This window comes from Leucobacter sp. HNU, assembly GCF_047946755.1.
Lineage (GTDB): Bacteria > Actinomycetota > Actinomycetes > Actinomycetales > Microbacteriaceae > Leucobacter.
In genome coordinates, this window is sequence record NZ_CP178837.1 from 749,358 (window position 1) to 764,350 (window position 14,993).

The window sequence follows — 14,993 nt, forward strand, 5'->3', positions numbered from 1 at the left end:
GTCAAATGGGTCCGGCAAGGGACCGCCTCCGACTACGGATCCGACTACGGATACGACCCCGACCAACCGGTGCACTACACCTCGTCCTCGAGCGAGCGGGTGATGATCCCCGACGCGTACGAGACCCCGCAGGCCGAGTTCCGGGCTGCCTGGGTGCCGACCGTCAACCAGATCAGCGTGGCGAAGCCGCAGGACGAGCGCGACTTCCAACGCCAGTACGCCGGGATCCTCGACCGCTTCGACGCGCTGAAGCTCAACGCGATGATCTTCCAGGTCCGTCCCGCGGGCGATGCCTGGTACCCCTCCTCGCTCAACCCCTGGTCGCAGTACCTCGCACCGGCGCAGGGCCGGGATCCGGGCTACGACCCGCTCGCCTGGATGATCGAGCAGACCCACGCCCGGGGCATGGAGTACCACGCCTGGTTCAACCCGTTCCGGGTCACCGCCACGCCGATCACCGCGGGGTCCGTGCTGGCCGCGCTCGACCTCACCGAGAACGAGGCCCGGGGCCTCACCGCCGCGCAGGCGGTCGCCCGCTACGCCGAGAAGGGGCTGCTGTCGGCCGACAACTACGCCGTCGCGCACCCGGAACGGGTGCTGCTGTTCAACGGCATGCTGCTGCTGGATCCGGGCCTGCCGGAGGTGCGCGAGCACGTCGTCGCGAGTGTGCTCGAAGTGGCTGAGCGCTACGACGTCGACGGCGTGCACCTCGACGACTACTTCTACCCCTACCGCACCGCGACGACCTTCGGCGATGCCGGAGAGGATCGGGCGGCCTTCGAAGCCCACGGGCTCGCCGCGGGGTACGCCGACACTGCGGACGGGATCGCGCAGTGGCGGCGCGACAACGTGACCGCGCTGATCCGCGGCATCCACGAAGGGATCGACACGGTGAACGCCGAGCGGGGACCCGGATCGAGTTCGGCGTCAGCCCGTTCGGCATCTGGGAGCACCGATCCGTCGACCCGCGCGGATCCGACACTCCGGCGTCCTCGTCCTCGACCTATTCGAAGGCGGTGTTCGCCGACACCTACCGCTGGGTCAGGGACGAGCTCGTCGACTACATCGTGCCGCAGCTCTACTGGAGCTTCGACCAGGCGGCCGCTCCCTACGGTGAGCTGGCCCGCTGGTGGGACGGCGTGGTCGCGGGCACCGACGTGCGGCTCTACATCGGGCACGCGAACTACAAGCACGTGCAGAACGGGCCGAGCGACCCCTCCTGGACCAACCCCGACGAGATCCCGAACCAGGTGCTCTTCAACCAGGCCCTCCCGAACGTGAGCGGGGACGTCTTCTACGGCTACAACGACCTGATCCCGAGCGAAACCGCCGGCCTCGACGGCGCGGCGCTCGCCGCGGCCCGGGCCAAGAACGGCTTCATCGAGCGCGTGTTCGGCGAGTTCTATGCGGACCGGGTGCCCACTCCCGCCCAGGCCGAACGGGCCAGTCCGACGCCGACCCCGTCCCCGAACCCGACTCCCGGCCCGAGCCCGACGGTTCGGCCGCCTGCGACGCCATCGGCGCCCGGGGGCGCGAACGCAGCGGGCACGGGCCTCGCCACGGCGGCGGGTTCGGCCGAGGCCGGGCGCTCGGCGGGGCAGGGCGCCGGGGCGCTGGCGAGCACGGGAGCTCCGGAGCCGGGGCTCGGAGGAGCGCTCGCCGCGCTCGGCCTGGCCGCCGGCGCGGCGCTGCTCCTCGCCTCGCTGCGACGCGGGCCTGCGCGGCGCGCGGCCCGCTGACGGGTCGGGTTCGCGGCCCGGCCTCAGGGGCGGGTCGCGAACTCGAGCAGCTCGAGCACGTGCCGGTAGGGCGCGCCGGTCGCGCGCGTCATGCCGATCTCGCAGGTGCGGTTCGCCGACACGTGCCAATCGGCTTCGGCCGCGAGCACCTCGGCGGCCTCGCGCGCGGTCGCGCTGGCGGTGAGCTCGGGGTGCAGCAGTCCGCGATCTCCGGCGAAGGCGCAGCAGCCCCAGTCGACGGGCACGATCGCCTCGTCGGCCACGGCTGAGACCAGTGCGTCCAGGTCGTCGTTCGCGCCCAGGTGGGTCGTCGAGCAGGTGCGGTGCACGGCCACACGGCCCAACCGGCGGGTCACGGTCAGGCGGGGGAGCAGGTGGCGCACCGCGAACTGCGTCGAGTCGATCACGCGCAGCTCGGCGGGGTCGCCTGCCCCGGCGATCAGGCTGCGCAGCCCCTCGGAGCAGGCGCTCGCGTCGCTCACGATGGGGAGCGACGGGGCTGCGGTGCGCAGGGCGCCGAGCACGCGCTCCGACATCCGCTCTGAGCCGGCCTCCATCCCCTTCGAGTGCCACGGAGTTCCGCAGCACAGGCCGTCGACGCCCTGCGGGATGACGAGCTCGACGCCGGCGCGTTCCGCGAGACGGAGCAGCGCCTCGGTCGCACCGATGCCGCCGTCCTCCGGACCGAACATGGTGCCGATGCACGCCGGGAAGAACACGGCGGCCGCGGTGCGCGGATCGCCGCCGGGTGCCGGGCGCCGTGCGCCTCCCCGGGGCAGCGCGCCGTCGTACTCGGGCACGGCCTCGCTGCCGAGCACCGCGCGGGCGACCCGGGTCGCTCCCCGCGGCAGCGCCTCGGGCAATGCGGCGGCGACCGAGAGCGCCGCACCGCCGGCGCGGGTCGCGGGGGCCCAGGCCCGTGCGGCGAGATCCCAGAGGCCGTTCGCCAACGGACCCGCCCGGCGCGCGCGCAGATCCCGCACGAGGTCGCCCGTGTTGATGCTCAACGGGCAGGCGACCGCGCACATCCCGTCGACCGCGCAGCTCTGCTCGCTGCGGTACCGGCGGTCGGCGGCGAGCTCCGCCGAGAGCGCACGGTCGCCGATCGCCTCCGCCTCCGCGATCTCGCGCTCGAGCACGATCCGCTGCCGCGGCGTGAGGGTCAGGTCGCGACTGGGGCAGCCGGGTTCGCAGTATCCGCACTCGACGCAGAGGTCGACGGCCTCGTGCACACTCGGCGTGCGCTTGAGGTGATGCAGGTACGAATCGGGGTCGTCGGAGAGCAGGACCCCCGGATTCAGGATCCCGTCCGGGTCGAACAGCGCCTTGATCTCGCGCATGATCCCGTATAGCTCGTCGCCGTACTGGCGGCGCACGAACGGGGCCATGATCCGGCCGGTGCCGTGCTCGGCCTTGAGCGATCCGCCCTGCGCGAGCACCAGTTCGACGAGGTCGTCGGTGAATCGCGCGTAGCGGGCCAGCTGCGCGGGATCCTCGAAGTCCTCGCTGATCATGAAGTGCAGGTTGCCGTCCTTCGCGTGGCCGAAGATCACCGCGTCGTCGTAGCCGTGCACCGCGAAGAGCGCGATCAGGCGCTCGCAGACGGGCAGCAGTCGCTCGACGGGAACGACGATGTCCTCCAGCAGCCCGGTCGTCCCGGCGGGTCGAGCGCCCGCGACCGCGGTGTAGAGGCCCTTGCGGACCTGCCACAGGGCCGAGCGCTCGGCGCTGTCGCGGGTGAATGCGGCGGGCACCGTGAGCGTGAGATCGGCGAGGACGGGCTCGGCCGCGACCAGCGCGCTGCTCAGGTTCTCCGCGGAGTCGGCCTGGAACTCGACGAGCAGGGCCGTGTGCGCCTCGATGTCGAGCTCGGCGATCTGCCGGGGCGCCTCGGGGGCGCGCTGCGCGACTCGGAGGGAAGTCGCGTCGAGCAGCTCGATCGTGGCGGCGCCCGTTGCGACGAGCGCCGGGAGCGCGGCGGTCGCCGTGCTGAGCGAGGGGAGCACGAGCAGCGCGGTCGCGGCGTGCGGGCGCACGGGGACCGTGCGGAACCGGGCTTCGGCGACGAAGGCGAGCGTCCCCTCGCTGCCGATGACGAGGTGCTCGAGGATCGCCAGCGGATCCTCGAAATCCAGCAGCGCGTTGACGCCGTACCCCATGGTGTTCTTCATGGAGAACTGCTGCCGGATCCGCGCGATGGCATCGGGCGACGCGAGCACGCGCTCGCGGAGCGCACCGAGGCCGGGGAGGAGCCCGGGGTCGCGTTCGGCCAGGAGTTCCGTCGCCCGGGGGTCCGCGGTGTCGACCCGCGTGCCGCTCGGCAGGACGAGCGAGAGCGATTCGATCGTGCGGTAGGCGTTGTCGACGATGCCGCAGGCCATGCCGCTCGAGTTGTTGGCGACGACGCCGCCGACCGTGCAGGCGATCTCGCTCGCGGGATCGGGGCCGAGCTTGCGCCCGCTCCGCGCGAGACGCGCGTTGACCTGGCGCACCGTGGCCCCGGGCTCGGCCCTGACCGTTCGCCCCTCGTCCTCCACGGTCGTCCGGCGGAAGTGCTTGCGGGTGTCGACGAGCAGTCCGCCGGAGACGCCCTGGCCCGACAGGCTCGTGCCGCCGGAGCGGAAGGTGACGGTCGTTCCACGCTCCCGCGCGGCGACGAAGAGCGCGGCGACCTCGTCCGCATCGCGAGGCTCGGCGACGGCCTGCGGGACCAGGAGGTAGTGGGATGCATCGTGCGCCCGGACCCGCCGGTCGGAGGCGCGCACGGAGATCTCGGGCGAGGCAATCGGGGTCTGGGAGTCTGGCGCTGGCATGCTTCCCTGCTTCGTCGGACGGGGCTGGACACCGGTCAGCGTAGCCGTTCTGGAAATTATTTGCAGAACGCCTGGAAATGCTGGAGACTGTTTCCGGAATGCTGCGGGGCAGTGCGGCCCCGCATCCGAACCCTGGAGGAGTGTCCATGAAAAAGCGTGTTCTGGCCGGCGCCGCGGTGGTCGCCGGTGCTCTGCTGCTGTCCGCGTGCGCATCGGGTCAGACCGATGGCGCATCGGGGAAGGGCGAAACGCTGAACGTCTGGATCATGGAGGGGACGAACCCCGATTCCGACGCGTTCTTCTCGGACGTGAAGTCCGAGTTCGAGAAGGAGACGGGCGCCAAGCTCAAGATCGACTTCGTGCAGTGGGCCGATGCCCACGACCGCTTCGTCACGTCGATCGCGGGCGGCACGACCCCCGACGTCGCCGAGACGGGCAACACCTGGACCGCGGAGTTCGCCGACGCCGGCGGCCTCCTGCCGATCTCCTCCTACGTCGAGAAGAGCGGTCTCGAGAAGGACCTGGTCGAGGGCCTCGAGAAGTCGGGCAGCTACGACGGCGAGCTCTACGGCATGCCCTGGTACGCGGGGGTGCGCGGGCTCGTCTACCGGGCCGACGTGTTCTCCGAGCTGGGCATCGAAGCACCGAAGAACTGGGACGACATCGTCGCCGCCGGCGAGAAGATCAAGGCCGCCAAACCCGACATGATCCCGTTCGCGGTCCCGGGCAACGCCGAGATGTCGGCCTACCCCTGGGTGTGGGGCGCGGGCGGCGAGGTCGCGACCGAGAAGAACGGCAAATGGACCTCGGGACTCGACGGCGAGAAGTCGCGCGAGGGCCTCTCGTTCTACACGGGTCTCGCGACCCGGCACCAGTTCTCCTCGCCGGGCGCCACCACCTGGAAGGAGACCGACGTCCTCGACAACTTCGTGCAGGGCAAGGTCGCGATGGCGATCCAGGGCTCCTGGACCCCGGCGACGATGATCGAGAAGGCTCCCGACCTGAAGGGCAAGATCGCGGCGACGACGATCCCCGGCAAGGACGGCGGCATCAGCCCGTCCGTGCTCGGCGGATCGCACCTGAGCATCTTCAACACGAGCAAGAAGCCCGAACTCGCCTGGGAGTTCGTGAAGCTCATGACCACGGGCAAGTTCGCGAAGGAGTGGGCCTCGCAGTCCGGCTACTTCCCGGGCCAGAAGTCGCTGGTCGAAGAGACGATGAAGTCGACGGATCCGCTCGTCGCGCCGTTCGCCAAGCAGTTCGTCGAGGGCGGCTCGGCGCTGCCCGTCTCGCCCAGGTTCGGCGCGGTGCAGGCGAAGCAGACCACGAACGCGATGATCCAGTCGATCCTCTCCGGCCAGCAGACGGTCGAGAAGGCCAGCACCGCGGCCGCCGACGAGATGCAGAAGCTGCTCAACCAAAAGTAGCCCGAACCGTTCAGGAACCATGACTCAGACGACACGACCGACGGTCCCCGCCCGCACCGAGCGGGTGGGGACCATCGGCACCCCAGGCAACGCGATGTTCGCGTCGCGATTCCGCCCCTGGCTGCTGCTCGCCCCGGCGCTGCTGCTGCTCGCGGGCCTGCTGCTCTGGCCCCTCATCCGCGTGGTGCTGTTCTCGCTGCAGGACTACGGCCTGCGCGAGATCGTGAGCGGCACGTCCAACTACATCGGGCTCGACAACTACGCCGAGATTCTCGGCGACCCGACCCTCTGGACCGCGGCCCTCCCCAATACGGTGCTCTTCGCCGCGGCATCGGTCGTGGGAACCGTCGTCTTCGGCACGCTCGTGGCGCTGCTGCTCCGCAGCCTCGGCGGGTTCTGGCGCGGGGCGCTCGGCACCGTCATCATGGTCGCCTGGGCGATGCCGGCGGTCACGGGCACCTACGTCTGGGTGTGGATCTTCGACGCCGACGGCGGCATCGTGAACCGCACGCTGATGGGGCTCGGGCTCATGGATCAGCCCGTCAACTGGTTCACGAACCCGGTCACCTTCTACGCGATCGCCCTGCTGAACGTGGTGCACCACGGCTTCCCCTTCGTCGCGGTCACCGTGCTCGCGGGACTGCTCGGCGTTCCGAAGGAGATGCTCGAGGCCGCCGAGATGGACGGCGCGGGCCCGATCCGCCGCTTCTTCAGCGTCATCGTCCCCTCGCTGCGCCAGGTGTTCGCGATCGTCATCATCCTGTCGACCATCTGGGACTTCAAGATCTTCGCGCAGGTGTACCTGATGCCGGGCGGAGCCGGATCGAACCGGCAGGTGCTGAACATGGGCGTGTGGTCCTACGTCGAGTCCTTCGGCCAGAACCGCTACGGCTTCGGCGCGGCGATCGCGGTGCTGCTCACCCTGTTCCTCATGGCGATCACCGTCGTCTACGTCCGCACGATCCTGAAAGAGGAGAAGAACGCATGAACCGCAAGCTGCGCGGAACCGTGCTGCGCGGCGTGCTCGGTACGCTGCTCGCCGTGTTCACGCTCTTCCCCGTCTACTGGATGCTCATGAGCGCCGTCGACAAGCGCGCCTCCAGCGGTGGGCAGGCGCTCCTGCCGCGGGAGTTCACGCTCGACAACTTCGTCTTGATCTTCGAGCAGGGCCGGTTCGGGGTGTTCCTCATGAACTCTCTGCTGGTCGCCGTGATCGTGGTGCTCGCCTCGGGGGCGCTCTCGCTGTTCGCCTCCATCGCGGTCGCGCGCTTCCGGTTCAAGTTCCGCACTGCGGTGCTCTTCCTGATCCTCGCGGTGCAGATGGTGCCGCTCGAGGTCCTCGTGATCCCCCTCTTCGTGCAGGTGCGCGACATCGGCCTGCTCGGGCAGCTGAGCGGGCTCGTGGTGGTCTACCTCGCGATCTCCCTGCCCTTCGGCATCTGGATGCTGCGCGGGTTCGTCGCCGCGGTGCCGGTCGAGCTCGAGGAGGCCGCCTATCTCGACGGCGCGTCCTGGTGGCGGATGTTCCGGTCGGTGATGTTCCCGCTCGTCATGCCCGGGCTCGTCGCCACGAGCATCTTCTCCTTCATCACCGCCTGGAACGAGTTCATCTTCGCGATGACCCTCCTCGGCGGCAACACCCAGAACTACACGGTCGCGATCGGACTGAAACAGTTCTTCGGCGAGCACTCGAACGACTGGGGCGCGGTCATGGCCGCCTCCACCGTGATCACCATCCCGGTCATGATCTTCTTCGTGCTGGTGCAGCGGCGCCTCTCCGAGGGGCTCGTCGCGGGGGCGGTGAAGGGATGAGCGCCGATCCGACCCTGCAGCGTCTCGCGAGCGGGGTGCTCTGGCCCGGCTTCCTGGGCACCCGGGCTCCCGACTGGCTGCGCCGCGGGCTCGACGATGGACTGCCCGGCGCCGTCCTCTTCGGGCACAACGTCGATCCCGAAGACCCCGACGGGACCTCGCGGCTCGCGGCTTCGATCCGCGCCGAAGGCGACGCGCTGCTGCTCGGCATCGACGAGGAGGGCGGCAGCGTCACCCGGCTCGAAGCCGCCACCGGATCGTCGTTCCCCGGCGCCGCTCAGCTCGGCCGCATCGGCGATCCCGGACTCACCCGCTCGGTCGCCGCCGCGCTCGGCGCTCGCGTGCGCCGCGGCGGGGCCACGATGGTGCTCGGCCCGGTCGCGGACGTGAACTCGAATCCGCGGAACCCGGTGATCGGGGTGCGATCCTTCGGGGCCGACCCCGAGACGGTCTCGCGGCACACCGCGGCGAGCGTCGAGGGCCTCCGCGCGGGCGGCGTGCTGAGCTGCGTCAAGCATTTCCCGGGTCACGGCGACACCGTCGCCGATTCGCACATCGACGCGCCCCGGGTGCAACTGGGGCGCGAGCGCATGGACGCGATCCACCTGCCGCCCTTCGTCGCGGCGATCGAGGCGGGCGCGGACGCGGTGATGACCGCTCACGTGATCTTCCCCGAGTTCGGCGAGGCGCCCGCGACGGTCAACCCGGCGGTGCTGGGCCGGCTGCGCGAGCTCGGGTTCACCGGACTGATCGTGACCGACGCGCTCGACATGGCGGCCATCTCGCAGACCATGGGCGTCGGGCCGGGGGCCGTGGCGTCCCTCGCCGCCGGCGCGGACCTGCTGTGCCTCGGAAACCCGGCCCCCGTCTACCGACGCTCGGCGGGTGACGACGAGCACGACTTCACGGGCACCCGAGATGCCATCGTCGAGGCGTTACGCAGCGGCGCGCTGCCGGTCGAGCGCCTGGAGGAAGCGGGGAGCGCATCGCTCGCGCGAGGCGGGAGGCCGACCGGGTCGCCCGGGCCGCGCACGACGCGGGGGTCGCGCCGCTCGGCTGTCGCGAGCTCATCCGCATCGCAGACCGTGCGATCGAGCTCGCGGGCGTCCGAGCCGAGGACATCGCCGAGCCGCGACTGCTGCTCGACATCCGTCGCGGCGCGCACGGCGCGATCGCCGCGCGCAACGAGCCGTTCTCCGTCGAGCTCGACGCGGAGCCCCGGCCCATCGACCCCGAGAACGGGCCGACGGAGCCCGAGCTCGCGCGCATCGGAGGGCATCCCGGTTCGGTGTTCGTGCTCTGCGACGCGCTGCCGTCGTCGGACGCGCAGCGGCGATTCATCGCCGACGTCCGAGCGATCCGCACCGACGCGATCGTGCTCGACGCGGGGACGCCCGGCGAGACCGACGCGCCGGTGATCCGGACCCGCGGCAGCAATCGCGCGGTCGCCCGGGCGCTCGCCGCGCGGCTCGATCGGGCGCCCGCGCAGCCTCGCCCCGCCGGTGACGAGCGGACGCTCCTCGCGGTCGACCTGGGCAAGACGAGCTGCCGCGTGCAGCTCCGGCGAGGCGACCGGACCCTGGCCGAAGCACGCGGCACCGGTGCTCCGGGGCTCGGCCAGACCGAGGGCGTGGAGCGGGCGTTCGCAGCGATCACGATGGCGATCGAGGCGCTCCCGCCGCACGACGGGGCGCTTCCCGGGCCGTTCTCGATCGGCGTCGGCGCCGCGGGCGCCGAGTCCGCACCCGAGGCGGCGCAGCGCCTCGCGAGGCTCCTCGGCGATCGCTTCGGCGGCCCCGCCGCGGTGATCTCCGACGCCTACGCGGCTCACGCGGGTGCGTTCGCCGGTCGAGCGGGCACCGTGATCATCGCGGGAACGGGGGCCTGCGGAATCGTGCTCGATCCGAGCGGCGACTTCCGCCGGATCGACGGCTGGGGCCCGTGGCTGGGCGACGCCGGATCCGGGCAGTGGCTCGGCCGGCGCGGCCTCGAAGCCGCGCTGCGCGACTTCGACGGCCGCGGTCCGCGCACGGCGCTGCGCGCCGCGGCCGAAGCGATGAGCGGTGGCCCGCTGGACGGCCTGCCGGGCTGGCTCGCGGCAGGGGAGGCGCCGGCCGCACGGCTGGGCGGCTTCGCTCCCGAGGTCCTGCGCGCCGCCGAGCACGGCGACGCGGTCGCGGACGCCATCGTGGACGAGGGCATCGACCACCTGAGCGACCTCGCACGCGCGGGTGGCGCGCTCGAGACGAGCGTCGTCGGCGGGATCACCGAGCACCCGCTCGTGGCGCGCCGACTCGCTCGGGCGATCGAGTCGGCGGGCAGCCGCCCGGTCCCGGCCGCGGGCACCGCTCTGGACGGTATCGCGCTCATCGCGATGCGCACGGACCTGGCTTACGAAAGGAAGGTACGGCGACATGGCTGACCCGCTCGCACAGCTCCGGGAGACGCTCTCGGGCATGCAGACCGAGGCGATCGGCGCCTACGGCGACCTCGACACCATGTCGACGGCCGAGCTCGTCGATGCGATGAACCGGGCGAACACGGCAGTGCCGGCGGCCGTGGCGGCCTGCTCGAACGAGATCGTCGCGGCGGTCGACGGCATCGTGTCGCGGTTGCGCGATGGCGGTCGGATGTTCTACATCGGCGCCGGAACCGCCGGGCGCATGGGCGTGCTCGACGCGAGCGAACTGCCGCCGACCTTCGGGGTCGCGCCGGAGCTCGTCAGCGGGATCATCGCCGGCGGTGAACCCGCGATCCGCTCGGCGATCGAGAACGCCGAGGACGACCGCGAGGCGGGCGCGAGCGTCGTCGCCGAGCACGGCATCGCCGCGGGCGACGTGCTCGTCGGCGTCTCGGCCTCGGGACGCACCCCCTACGTGCTCGCGGCGCTCGAGGCGGCTGCCGCGCGCGGCAGCCTGACCATCGCGGTCGCCAACAACCCCGGATCCGCCATCGCTGCGGTGAGCGACATCGCGATCGAGGCGGTGGTCGGTCCGGAGCTGGTGGCGGGGTCGACGCGGCTGAACGCCGGCACGGCGCAGAAGCTGGTGCTCAACGCGCTGAGCACGCTGTCCATGGTTCAGCTCGGCAAGGTCTACGGTGCGCTCATGGTCGACCTGCGGTCCACGAACGAGAAGCTCCGCGCACGATCCGAGCGAACGGTGATGGCGGCGACCGGCGCGAGCGCGGCGGACGCAACACGAGTACTCCGAGCCGCGGACGGCTGGGTGAAAGCGGCTATCTTGATGCACGAGGCGTCGTGCTCGCTCCCGGAGGCGGCACGGCTGCTCGAGGATCACTCCGGTGATCTCCGGGCGGCGCTGGCCGCGGCCGCTGCGGGGCGATGAGAAAGGGACGGCGCGTGGGAGACGATGTGCTCGGGGAAGTGCGGAGCGCGATCCCCAGGCTGAGCACCGCGGAACGGCGGGTCGCCGAGCAGATCCTCGAGGATCCCGAGCGGGTGGTGGATCTGACCATCACCGGGCTCGCCGAGCTCTGCAGCTCGTCGCAGGCGACCATCGCGCGATTCTGCCAATCGGTCGGGTTCAGCGGGTATCGGGAGTTCCGCCTCGCCCTCGCCGCGGCGACGAGCCGTGAGCAGGCGGCCCGCGACCGCTTCGACCTCACGACGGGCGACATCGACTTCGCCGACTCGGTCGAGAACATCGCCTCGAAGATCGCCTACCAGGAGACGCTGGCGATCGAGCAGACGACGAAGGGCCTCGACTTCGCGGCGCTGTCGCGCGCGGCCGCGGCGATCCGGGGAGCTGCCCGCGTCGACCTCTACGGCGTCGGGGCGAGTTCGCTCACCGCGCAGGATCTGCAGCAGAAGCTGACACGAGTAGGGCTCGCCGCGTTCTTCAGTGCGGATCCGCATCTCGCGCTGACCTCGGCGGCGCTGCTTCGCCCGGGCGACGTCGCGGTCGTGGTGTCGCACACCGGCGAGACGCTCGAGACGCTGAACGTGATCCTCGCCGCCCGGCAGGCGGGCGCGGTCACGGTCGCGATCACGAACTACCCGGCGTCCGAACTCGCGGAGGCCGCCGACTGCGTGCTGGTGACGCACGCGCGCGAGAGCCGGTACCGTTCGGGGGCCATGTCGAGCCGGATCGCCCAGCTGACCGTCGGCGACGTGCTCTTCGTGAGCGTGGCGCAGGGCATGCCGGAGCGCATGGCCGGAGCCCTCGAACGCACCTACGACGCGGTGAAGCGCGGCACCCGAGGGCGGCGGCTCGACGCCTGACCCGCGGCCTACTCGTCGGGGACGAGGATCGGGGTGTCGCGGTTGAGGCTCTCCCCGCGGAAGTACGGCTTCGAACCCGGGCGCAGTGCCCACAGGCCCATGAGGACGAACCCGAGGACGATCGATCCGACGCCGATCACGAACGCGCCGCCCACGCCGAACAGCACCGTGTAGCCGTAGTCGACGTCCCACATGTCGATGGCCGACTGCACCAGCGCGTAGGCGAGCAGGAGGCCGCCGAGCAGGGGGAAGATGCCGCGCATCCAGAGATTGCGCGCGCTCTCCTTCAGCGTGCTGCGGAAGTACCAGACGCAGGCGAACGACGTGATCGCGTAGTAGAGCGCGATCGCGAGACCCATCGAGCTCAGCGAGTCCGCGAGCATGTCCGTCGACACGATCGACATGACGACGTAGTAGACGATCGAGGCGATGCCCATCATCAGCGTCGAGAACCACGGGGTCTTGAGCTTCGGGTGCACCTCCGCGAACTTCGCGGGCAGCGCCCGGTAGACCGCCATGGACAGGGTGCCGCGCGCGGTCGGCAGGATCGTGGTCTGCGTCGAGGAGGCGGCCGACACCATCACGGCGAGGATCAGGAACCAGCCCCACGGCCCGAAGAGCACATCGCGGAGCACGGTGAAGACGTCGTCGAGATTGGACTCGTTGGTGAGGCCGAAGCCGGTGTCGCCGAAGCCCGCGAACATCATGACGGCGATCGACACGCCGACGTAGACGAAGATGAGGACCACGATGCTCGCGATGGCGGCGCGGCCGGGGGTCTTGCGCGGGTTCTTCGTCTCTTCGTTGAGCGCCAGGCAGGTGTCCCAGCCCCAGTAGATGAAGAGCGCGAGCAGCACGGCCTGCATGAATCCGTGCCAGTCGGTGAGCTCCGCCGGGTTGAACCAGCTCCAGTCGAACGCGATGGAGTCGGGGTTGCTGCCGTTGAGCGCGTTCACGAGCGCGAGGACGCCGAAGAGCAGGAGCGCGCCCATCTGCACGACCATGAGCACCATCTGCATGCGGTCGCCGATCTGGACGCCGAGCATGCTGATGCCGACCATGAGCGCGATGAACACGACCGAGGTGATCACGACGATCGTCTGGTTGTTCGCGAACTCCTCGTTCCCGAGCAGGTACCAGAAGTAGCGGCCGGTGATCTCGCCGACGTTCGCCATGACCATGACGCCCGCCACGGCCACCGCCCAGCCGCCGATCCAGCCGGTCTTCGGACCGAACGCCTTGGCGCCCCAGACGAAGGTCGTGCCGCAGTCGGGCGCCTCGCGGTTCAGCTCCTGGTACGCGAACGCCGCGAAGACCATCGGGATGCAGGCCACGACGAAGACGAGCGGTGCCTGCGCGCCGACGGCGACGATGACGTAGCCGAGGGTGGCGGCCAACGAATACAGGGGAGCGGTCGAGGAGAGACCGATGATGGTGGAGCCGACCACGCCGAGGGTGCCCTCGTTGAGGCCCTTGCCGACGTGGATGTGCCCCGTGTCGGTCGCGTTGCTCAATGTCGTCTTCGCCATGTGCTGATCGCTTCTTTCGCCTTCGAACGCAAACCCCGGAAGTCTACACAGCCGGAGGGATCCCGGTTACGCCGTTCGGAGGATCCGCTCCGCGGCGCGCCGTCCCGAGGCCATCGCGGCGGTGACCGTCGCGGGGTCCTCCTGCCAGGTGGTCTCGCCGGCGATGTGCAGGACGCCGCCGATCGGCTCGGCGAGGCGCTCGTGATCCTCGGGCGTCGATCCGACCGTCATGTAGGCGTAGGAACCGCGGGAGTAGGGGTCGTCCTGCCAACGGGTGATGCGGACGTGCTGCGGCTCGGGGACCGCGTCGCCGAAGATCTCGCGCAGGGAGGCGAGCACCGAATCGGCGATGCGCTCGTCGTCCCAGTCGCGGATCTCGCGTGCGCAGGACCCGGCGGCGAAGGTGAGCAGCGTCGGCGTGCCGTGCAGCGCGGTGAGGTCGTACCAGGAGTGCCACCAGGCGCCTGCGGCGCCCTGGCGCCGTACCGCGTAGACGCCGTCGTCCCAGAACTTCCGATCGAAGCGCAGGAACACCTTCTCGAACGCGTTCATGGTGAGTCCGGCGAGTGCCGCGGCGTTCGTCTCGGGCAGCGGCGGCTCGATCCGGAGGTCGCCCGAGCGCAGCACGCCGACCGGGACGGTGAGGACGGCCGTGGCCGCCGCGAACTCCGCGCCGTCGACGGTCGTGACCACGACGCCGTCCGCGCTCCAGTCGATGCCCGCGACCGGGTGCTCGAGCCGCACGTCGAGCCCCCGCGCCAGGTGCGTCGCGAGCTCGTCGTAGCCGTGCGGGAACACGACCTCGTCGCCGTCGACCGCGTCGTCGTCGAGACCGTGCGCGTCGAGATCGTCCGCGTCCGCGCCGTACTGCTCCTCGCTGCGGTGGTGGAGGTACTCGCGCACGCGTTCCGCGCGGTCCGCCTCCCAGCCCAGGTCCGCGAGGGCCGTGTCGACGGCGGTCGCGTAGGAGGTCGCCGGGGCCGCGGCGGCGATGACGCCGCCGAGCGCGCGGTCGAACTCCGCGACATCGGCGATGAACGCATCGGCGGCCGCATCGCTCAGTCGCACGCCGTCGGGGCCGTAGTAGGCCACGGGGCGACCGCCGGCCTGATAGCTGCCCATCGTGAACTCGACGGTCGGCATGCCGGCCGCTTCGGTCTCGGCGTAGACCTCGCTGCCGTCGATCCCGTGGATCCACGACGCGCCGAGGTCGGTGACGCGCCCGTCCTCCCGCTCCGTGTGCACCCGGCCGCCGATGCGGTCGCGCGCCTCCAGTACGACGACGCTCCGCCCCGCCCGCCGCAGCTCCGCGGCCGCCGAGAGTCCTGAGATGCCTGCGCCGATGACGATGGTGTCGAGGTGGGTGCTCATGCCCGCGAGCCTAGTGCGCCTCGGTAACACTGCGGGTCGGGGCCGGTCCGATCTCTTAG

At 71.0% G+C, this 14,993-nt stretch carries 11 protein-coding genes and 2 pseudogenes; 10 read left to right on the top strand and 3 right to left on the bottom strand.

Annotated elements, in window-relative coordinates; all coding sequences use genetic code 11:
• Nucleotides 1-102: 102 nt before the first annotated feature.
• From AB3K78_RS03610 to AB3K78_RS03620, 3 genes and pseudogenes are all read left to right on the top strand, one after another.
• Nucleotides 103-882: pseudogene (locus AB3K78_RS03610) on the top strand (glycoside hydrolase family 10 protein); the annotation flags it as partial.
• Nucleotides 834-1,166, top strand: a pseudogene (locus AB3K78_RS03615) (family 10 glycosylhydrolase); the annotation flags it as partial. The pseudogenes AB3K78_RS03610 and AB3K78_RS03615, both read left to right, overlap by 49 nt.
• Nucleotides 1,167-1,277: 111 nt before the next feature.
• Nucleotides 1,278-1,739 carry a hypothetical protein gene (locus AB3K78_RS03620; protein ID WP_416447394.1) on the top strand — a complete coding sequence of 154 codons (462 nt, stop codon included), beginning with the start codon at nucleotides 1,278-1,280 and terminating at the stop codon, nucleotides 1,737-1,739.
• A gap of 23 nt (nucleotides 1,740-1,762) precedes the next feature.
• Here the strand turns inward: AB3K78_RS03620 and AB3K78_RS03625 are convergent, their stop codons facing one another.
• Nucleotides 1,763-4,552 (bottom strand): FAD-binding and (Fe-S)-binding domain-containing protein, encoded by a 2,790-nt coding sequence (locus AB3K78_RS03625; protein ID WP_416446270.1) that lies wholly within the window; start codon nucleotides 4,550-4,552, stop codon nucleotides 1,763-1,765.
• A 146-nt stretch (nucleotides 4,553-4,698) separates the two neighbouring features.
• On the opposite strand from AB3K78_RS03625, the gene AB3K78_RS03630 reads away from it, so the two are divergent.
• From AB3K78_RS03630 to AB3K78_RS03660, 7 genes are all read left to right on the top strand, one after another.
• Nucleotides 4,699-5,979, top strand: a complete 1,281-nt coding sequence (locus tag AB3K78_RS03630) for a sugar ABC transporter substrate-binding protein (RefSeq protein ID WP_416446272.1) — start codon at nucleotides 4,699-4,701, stop codon at nucleotides 5,977-5,979.
• A 94-nt stretch (nucleotides 5,980-6,073) separates the two neighbouring features.
• Nucleotides 6,074-6,967 carry a carbohydrate ABC transporter permease gene (locus AB3K78_RS03635; RefSeq protein ID WP_416447296.1) on the top strand — a complete coding sequence of 298 codons (894 nt, stop codon included), beginning with the start codon at nucleotides 6,074-6,076 and terminating at the stop codon, nucleotides 6,965-6,967.
• A complete protein-coding gene (locus tag AB3K78_RS03640) occupies nucleotides 6,964-7,791 on the top strand; it encodes a carbohydrate ABC transporter permease (protein ID WP_416446274.1) in 828 nt (275 codons plus the stop codon). The genes AB3K78_RS03635 and AB3K78_RS03640 overlap by 4 nt, the downstream gene beginning before the upstream one ends.
• A complete protein-coding gene (locus tag AB3K78_RS03645; RefSeq protein WP_416446276.1) occupies nucleotides 7,788-9,209 on the top strand; it encodes a glycoside hydrolase family 3 protein in 1,422 nt (473 codons plus the stop codon). The genes AB3K78_RS03640 and AB3K78_RS03645 overlap by 4 nt, the downstream gene beginning before the upstream one ends.
• Nucleotides 9,206-10,213 carry an N-acetylglucosamine kinase gene (locus AB3K78_RS03650; protein WP_416447297.1) on the top strand — a complete coding sequence of 336 codons (1,008 nt, stop codon included), beginning with the start codon at nucleotides 9,206-9,208 and terminating at the stop codon, nucleotides 10,211-10,213. Before AB3K78_RS03645 ends, AB3K78_RS03650 begins: the two co-directional genes overlap by 4 nt.
• Complete coding sequence (gene murQ / locus AB3K78_RS03655) at nucleotides 10,206-11,138, top strand: N-acetylmuramic acid 6-phosphate etherase (protein ID WP_416446278.1); 933 nt, start codon at nucleotides 10,206-10,208, stop codon at nucleotides 11,136-11,138. Before AB3K78_RS03650 ends, murQ begins: the two co-directional genes overlap by 8 nt.
• Before the next feature lie 14 nt (nucleotides 11,139-11,152).
• Nucleotides 11,153-12,034 carry a MurR/RpiR family transcriptional regulator gene (locus tag AB3K78_RS03660; RefSeq protein WP_416446280.1) on the top strand — a complete coding sequence of 294 codons (882 nt, stop codon included), beginning with the start codon at nucleotides 11,153-11,155 and terminating at the stop codon, nucleotides 12,032-12,034.
• Nucleotides 12,035-12,042: 8 nt separating this feature from the next.
• Here the strand turns inward: AB3K78_RS03660 and AB3K78_RS03665 are convergent, their stop codons facing one another.
• Together AB3K78_RS03665 and AB3K78_RS03670 are read right to left on the bottom strand one after the other, a co-directional pair.
• Nucleotides 12,043-13,563: an APC family permease gene (locus AB3K78_RS03665; RefSeq protein WP_416446282.1), complete on the bottom strand. Its 1,521-nt coding sequence runs from the start codon at nucleotides 13,561-13,563 to the stop codon at nucleotides 12,043-12,045.
• 66 nt (nucleotides 13,564-13,629) lie between these two features.
• The gene (locus AB3K78_RS03670) at nucleotides 13,630-14,934 is read right to left on the bottom strand and encodes a flavin monoamine oxidase family protein (RefSeq protein ID WP_416446284.1); all 1,305 of its coding nucleotides are present in this window, start codon (nucleotides 14,932-14,934) and stop codon (nucleotides 13,630-13,632) included.
• Between the last annotated feature and the right edge of the window lie 59 nt (nucleotides 14,935-14,993).

What these genes read in the sequence shown, in the direction of transcription:
- AB3K78_RS03625 (WP_416446270.1), bottom strand. Translation starts at nt 4,552, where the DNA reads ATGCCAGCGCCAGACTCCCAGACCCCGATTGCCTCGCCCGAGATCTCC.
- AB3K78_RS03630 (WP_416446272.1), top strand. Translation starts at nt 4,699, where the DNA reads ATGAAAAAGCGTGTTCTGGCCGGCGCCGCGGTGGTCGCCGGTGCTCTG.
- AB3K78_RS03635 (WP_416447296.1), top strand. Translation starts at nt 6,074, where the DNA reads ATGTTCGCGTCGCGATTCCGCCCCTGGCTGCTGCTCGCCCCGGCGCTG.
- AB3K78_RS03640 (WP_416446274.1), top strand. Translation starts at nt 6,964, where the DNA reads ATGAACCGCAAGCTGCGCGGAACCGTGCTGCGCGGCGTGCTCGGTACG.
- AB3K78_RS03645 (WP_416446276.1), top strand. Translation starts at nt 7,788, where the DNA reads ATGAGCGCCGATCCGACCCTGCAGCGTCTCGCGAGCGGGGTGCTCTGG.
- murQ (WP_416446278.1), top strand. Translation starts at nt 10,206, where the DNA reads ATGGCTGACCCGCTCGCACAGCTCCGGGAGACGCTCTCGGGCATGCAG.
- AB3K78_RS03665 (WP_416446282.1), bottom strand. Translation starts at nt 13,563, where the DNA reads ATGGCGAAGACGACATTGAGCAACGCGACCGACACGGGGCACATCCAC.
- AB3K78_RS03670 (WP_416446284.1), bottom strand. Translation starts at nt 14,934, where the DNA reads ATGAGCACCCACCTCGACACCATCGTCATCGGCGCAGGCATCTCAGGA.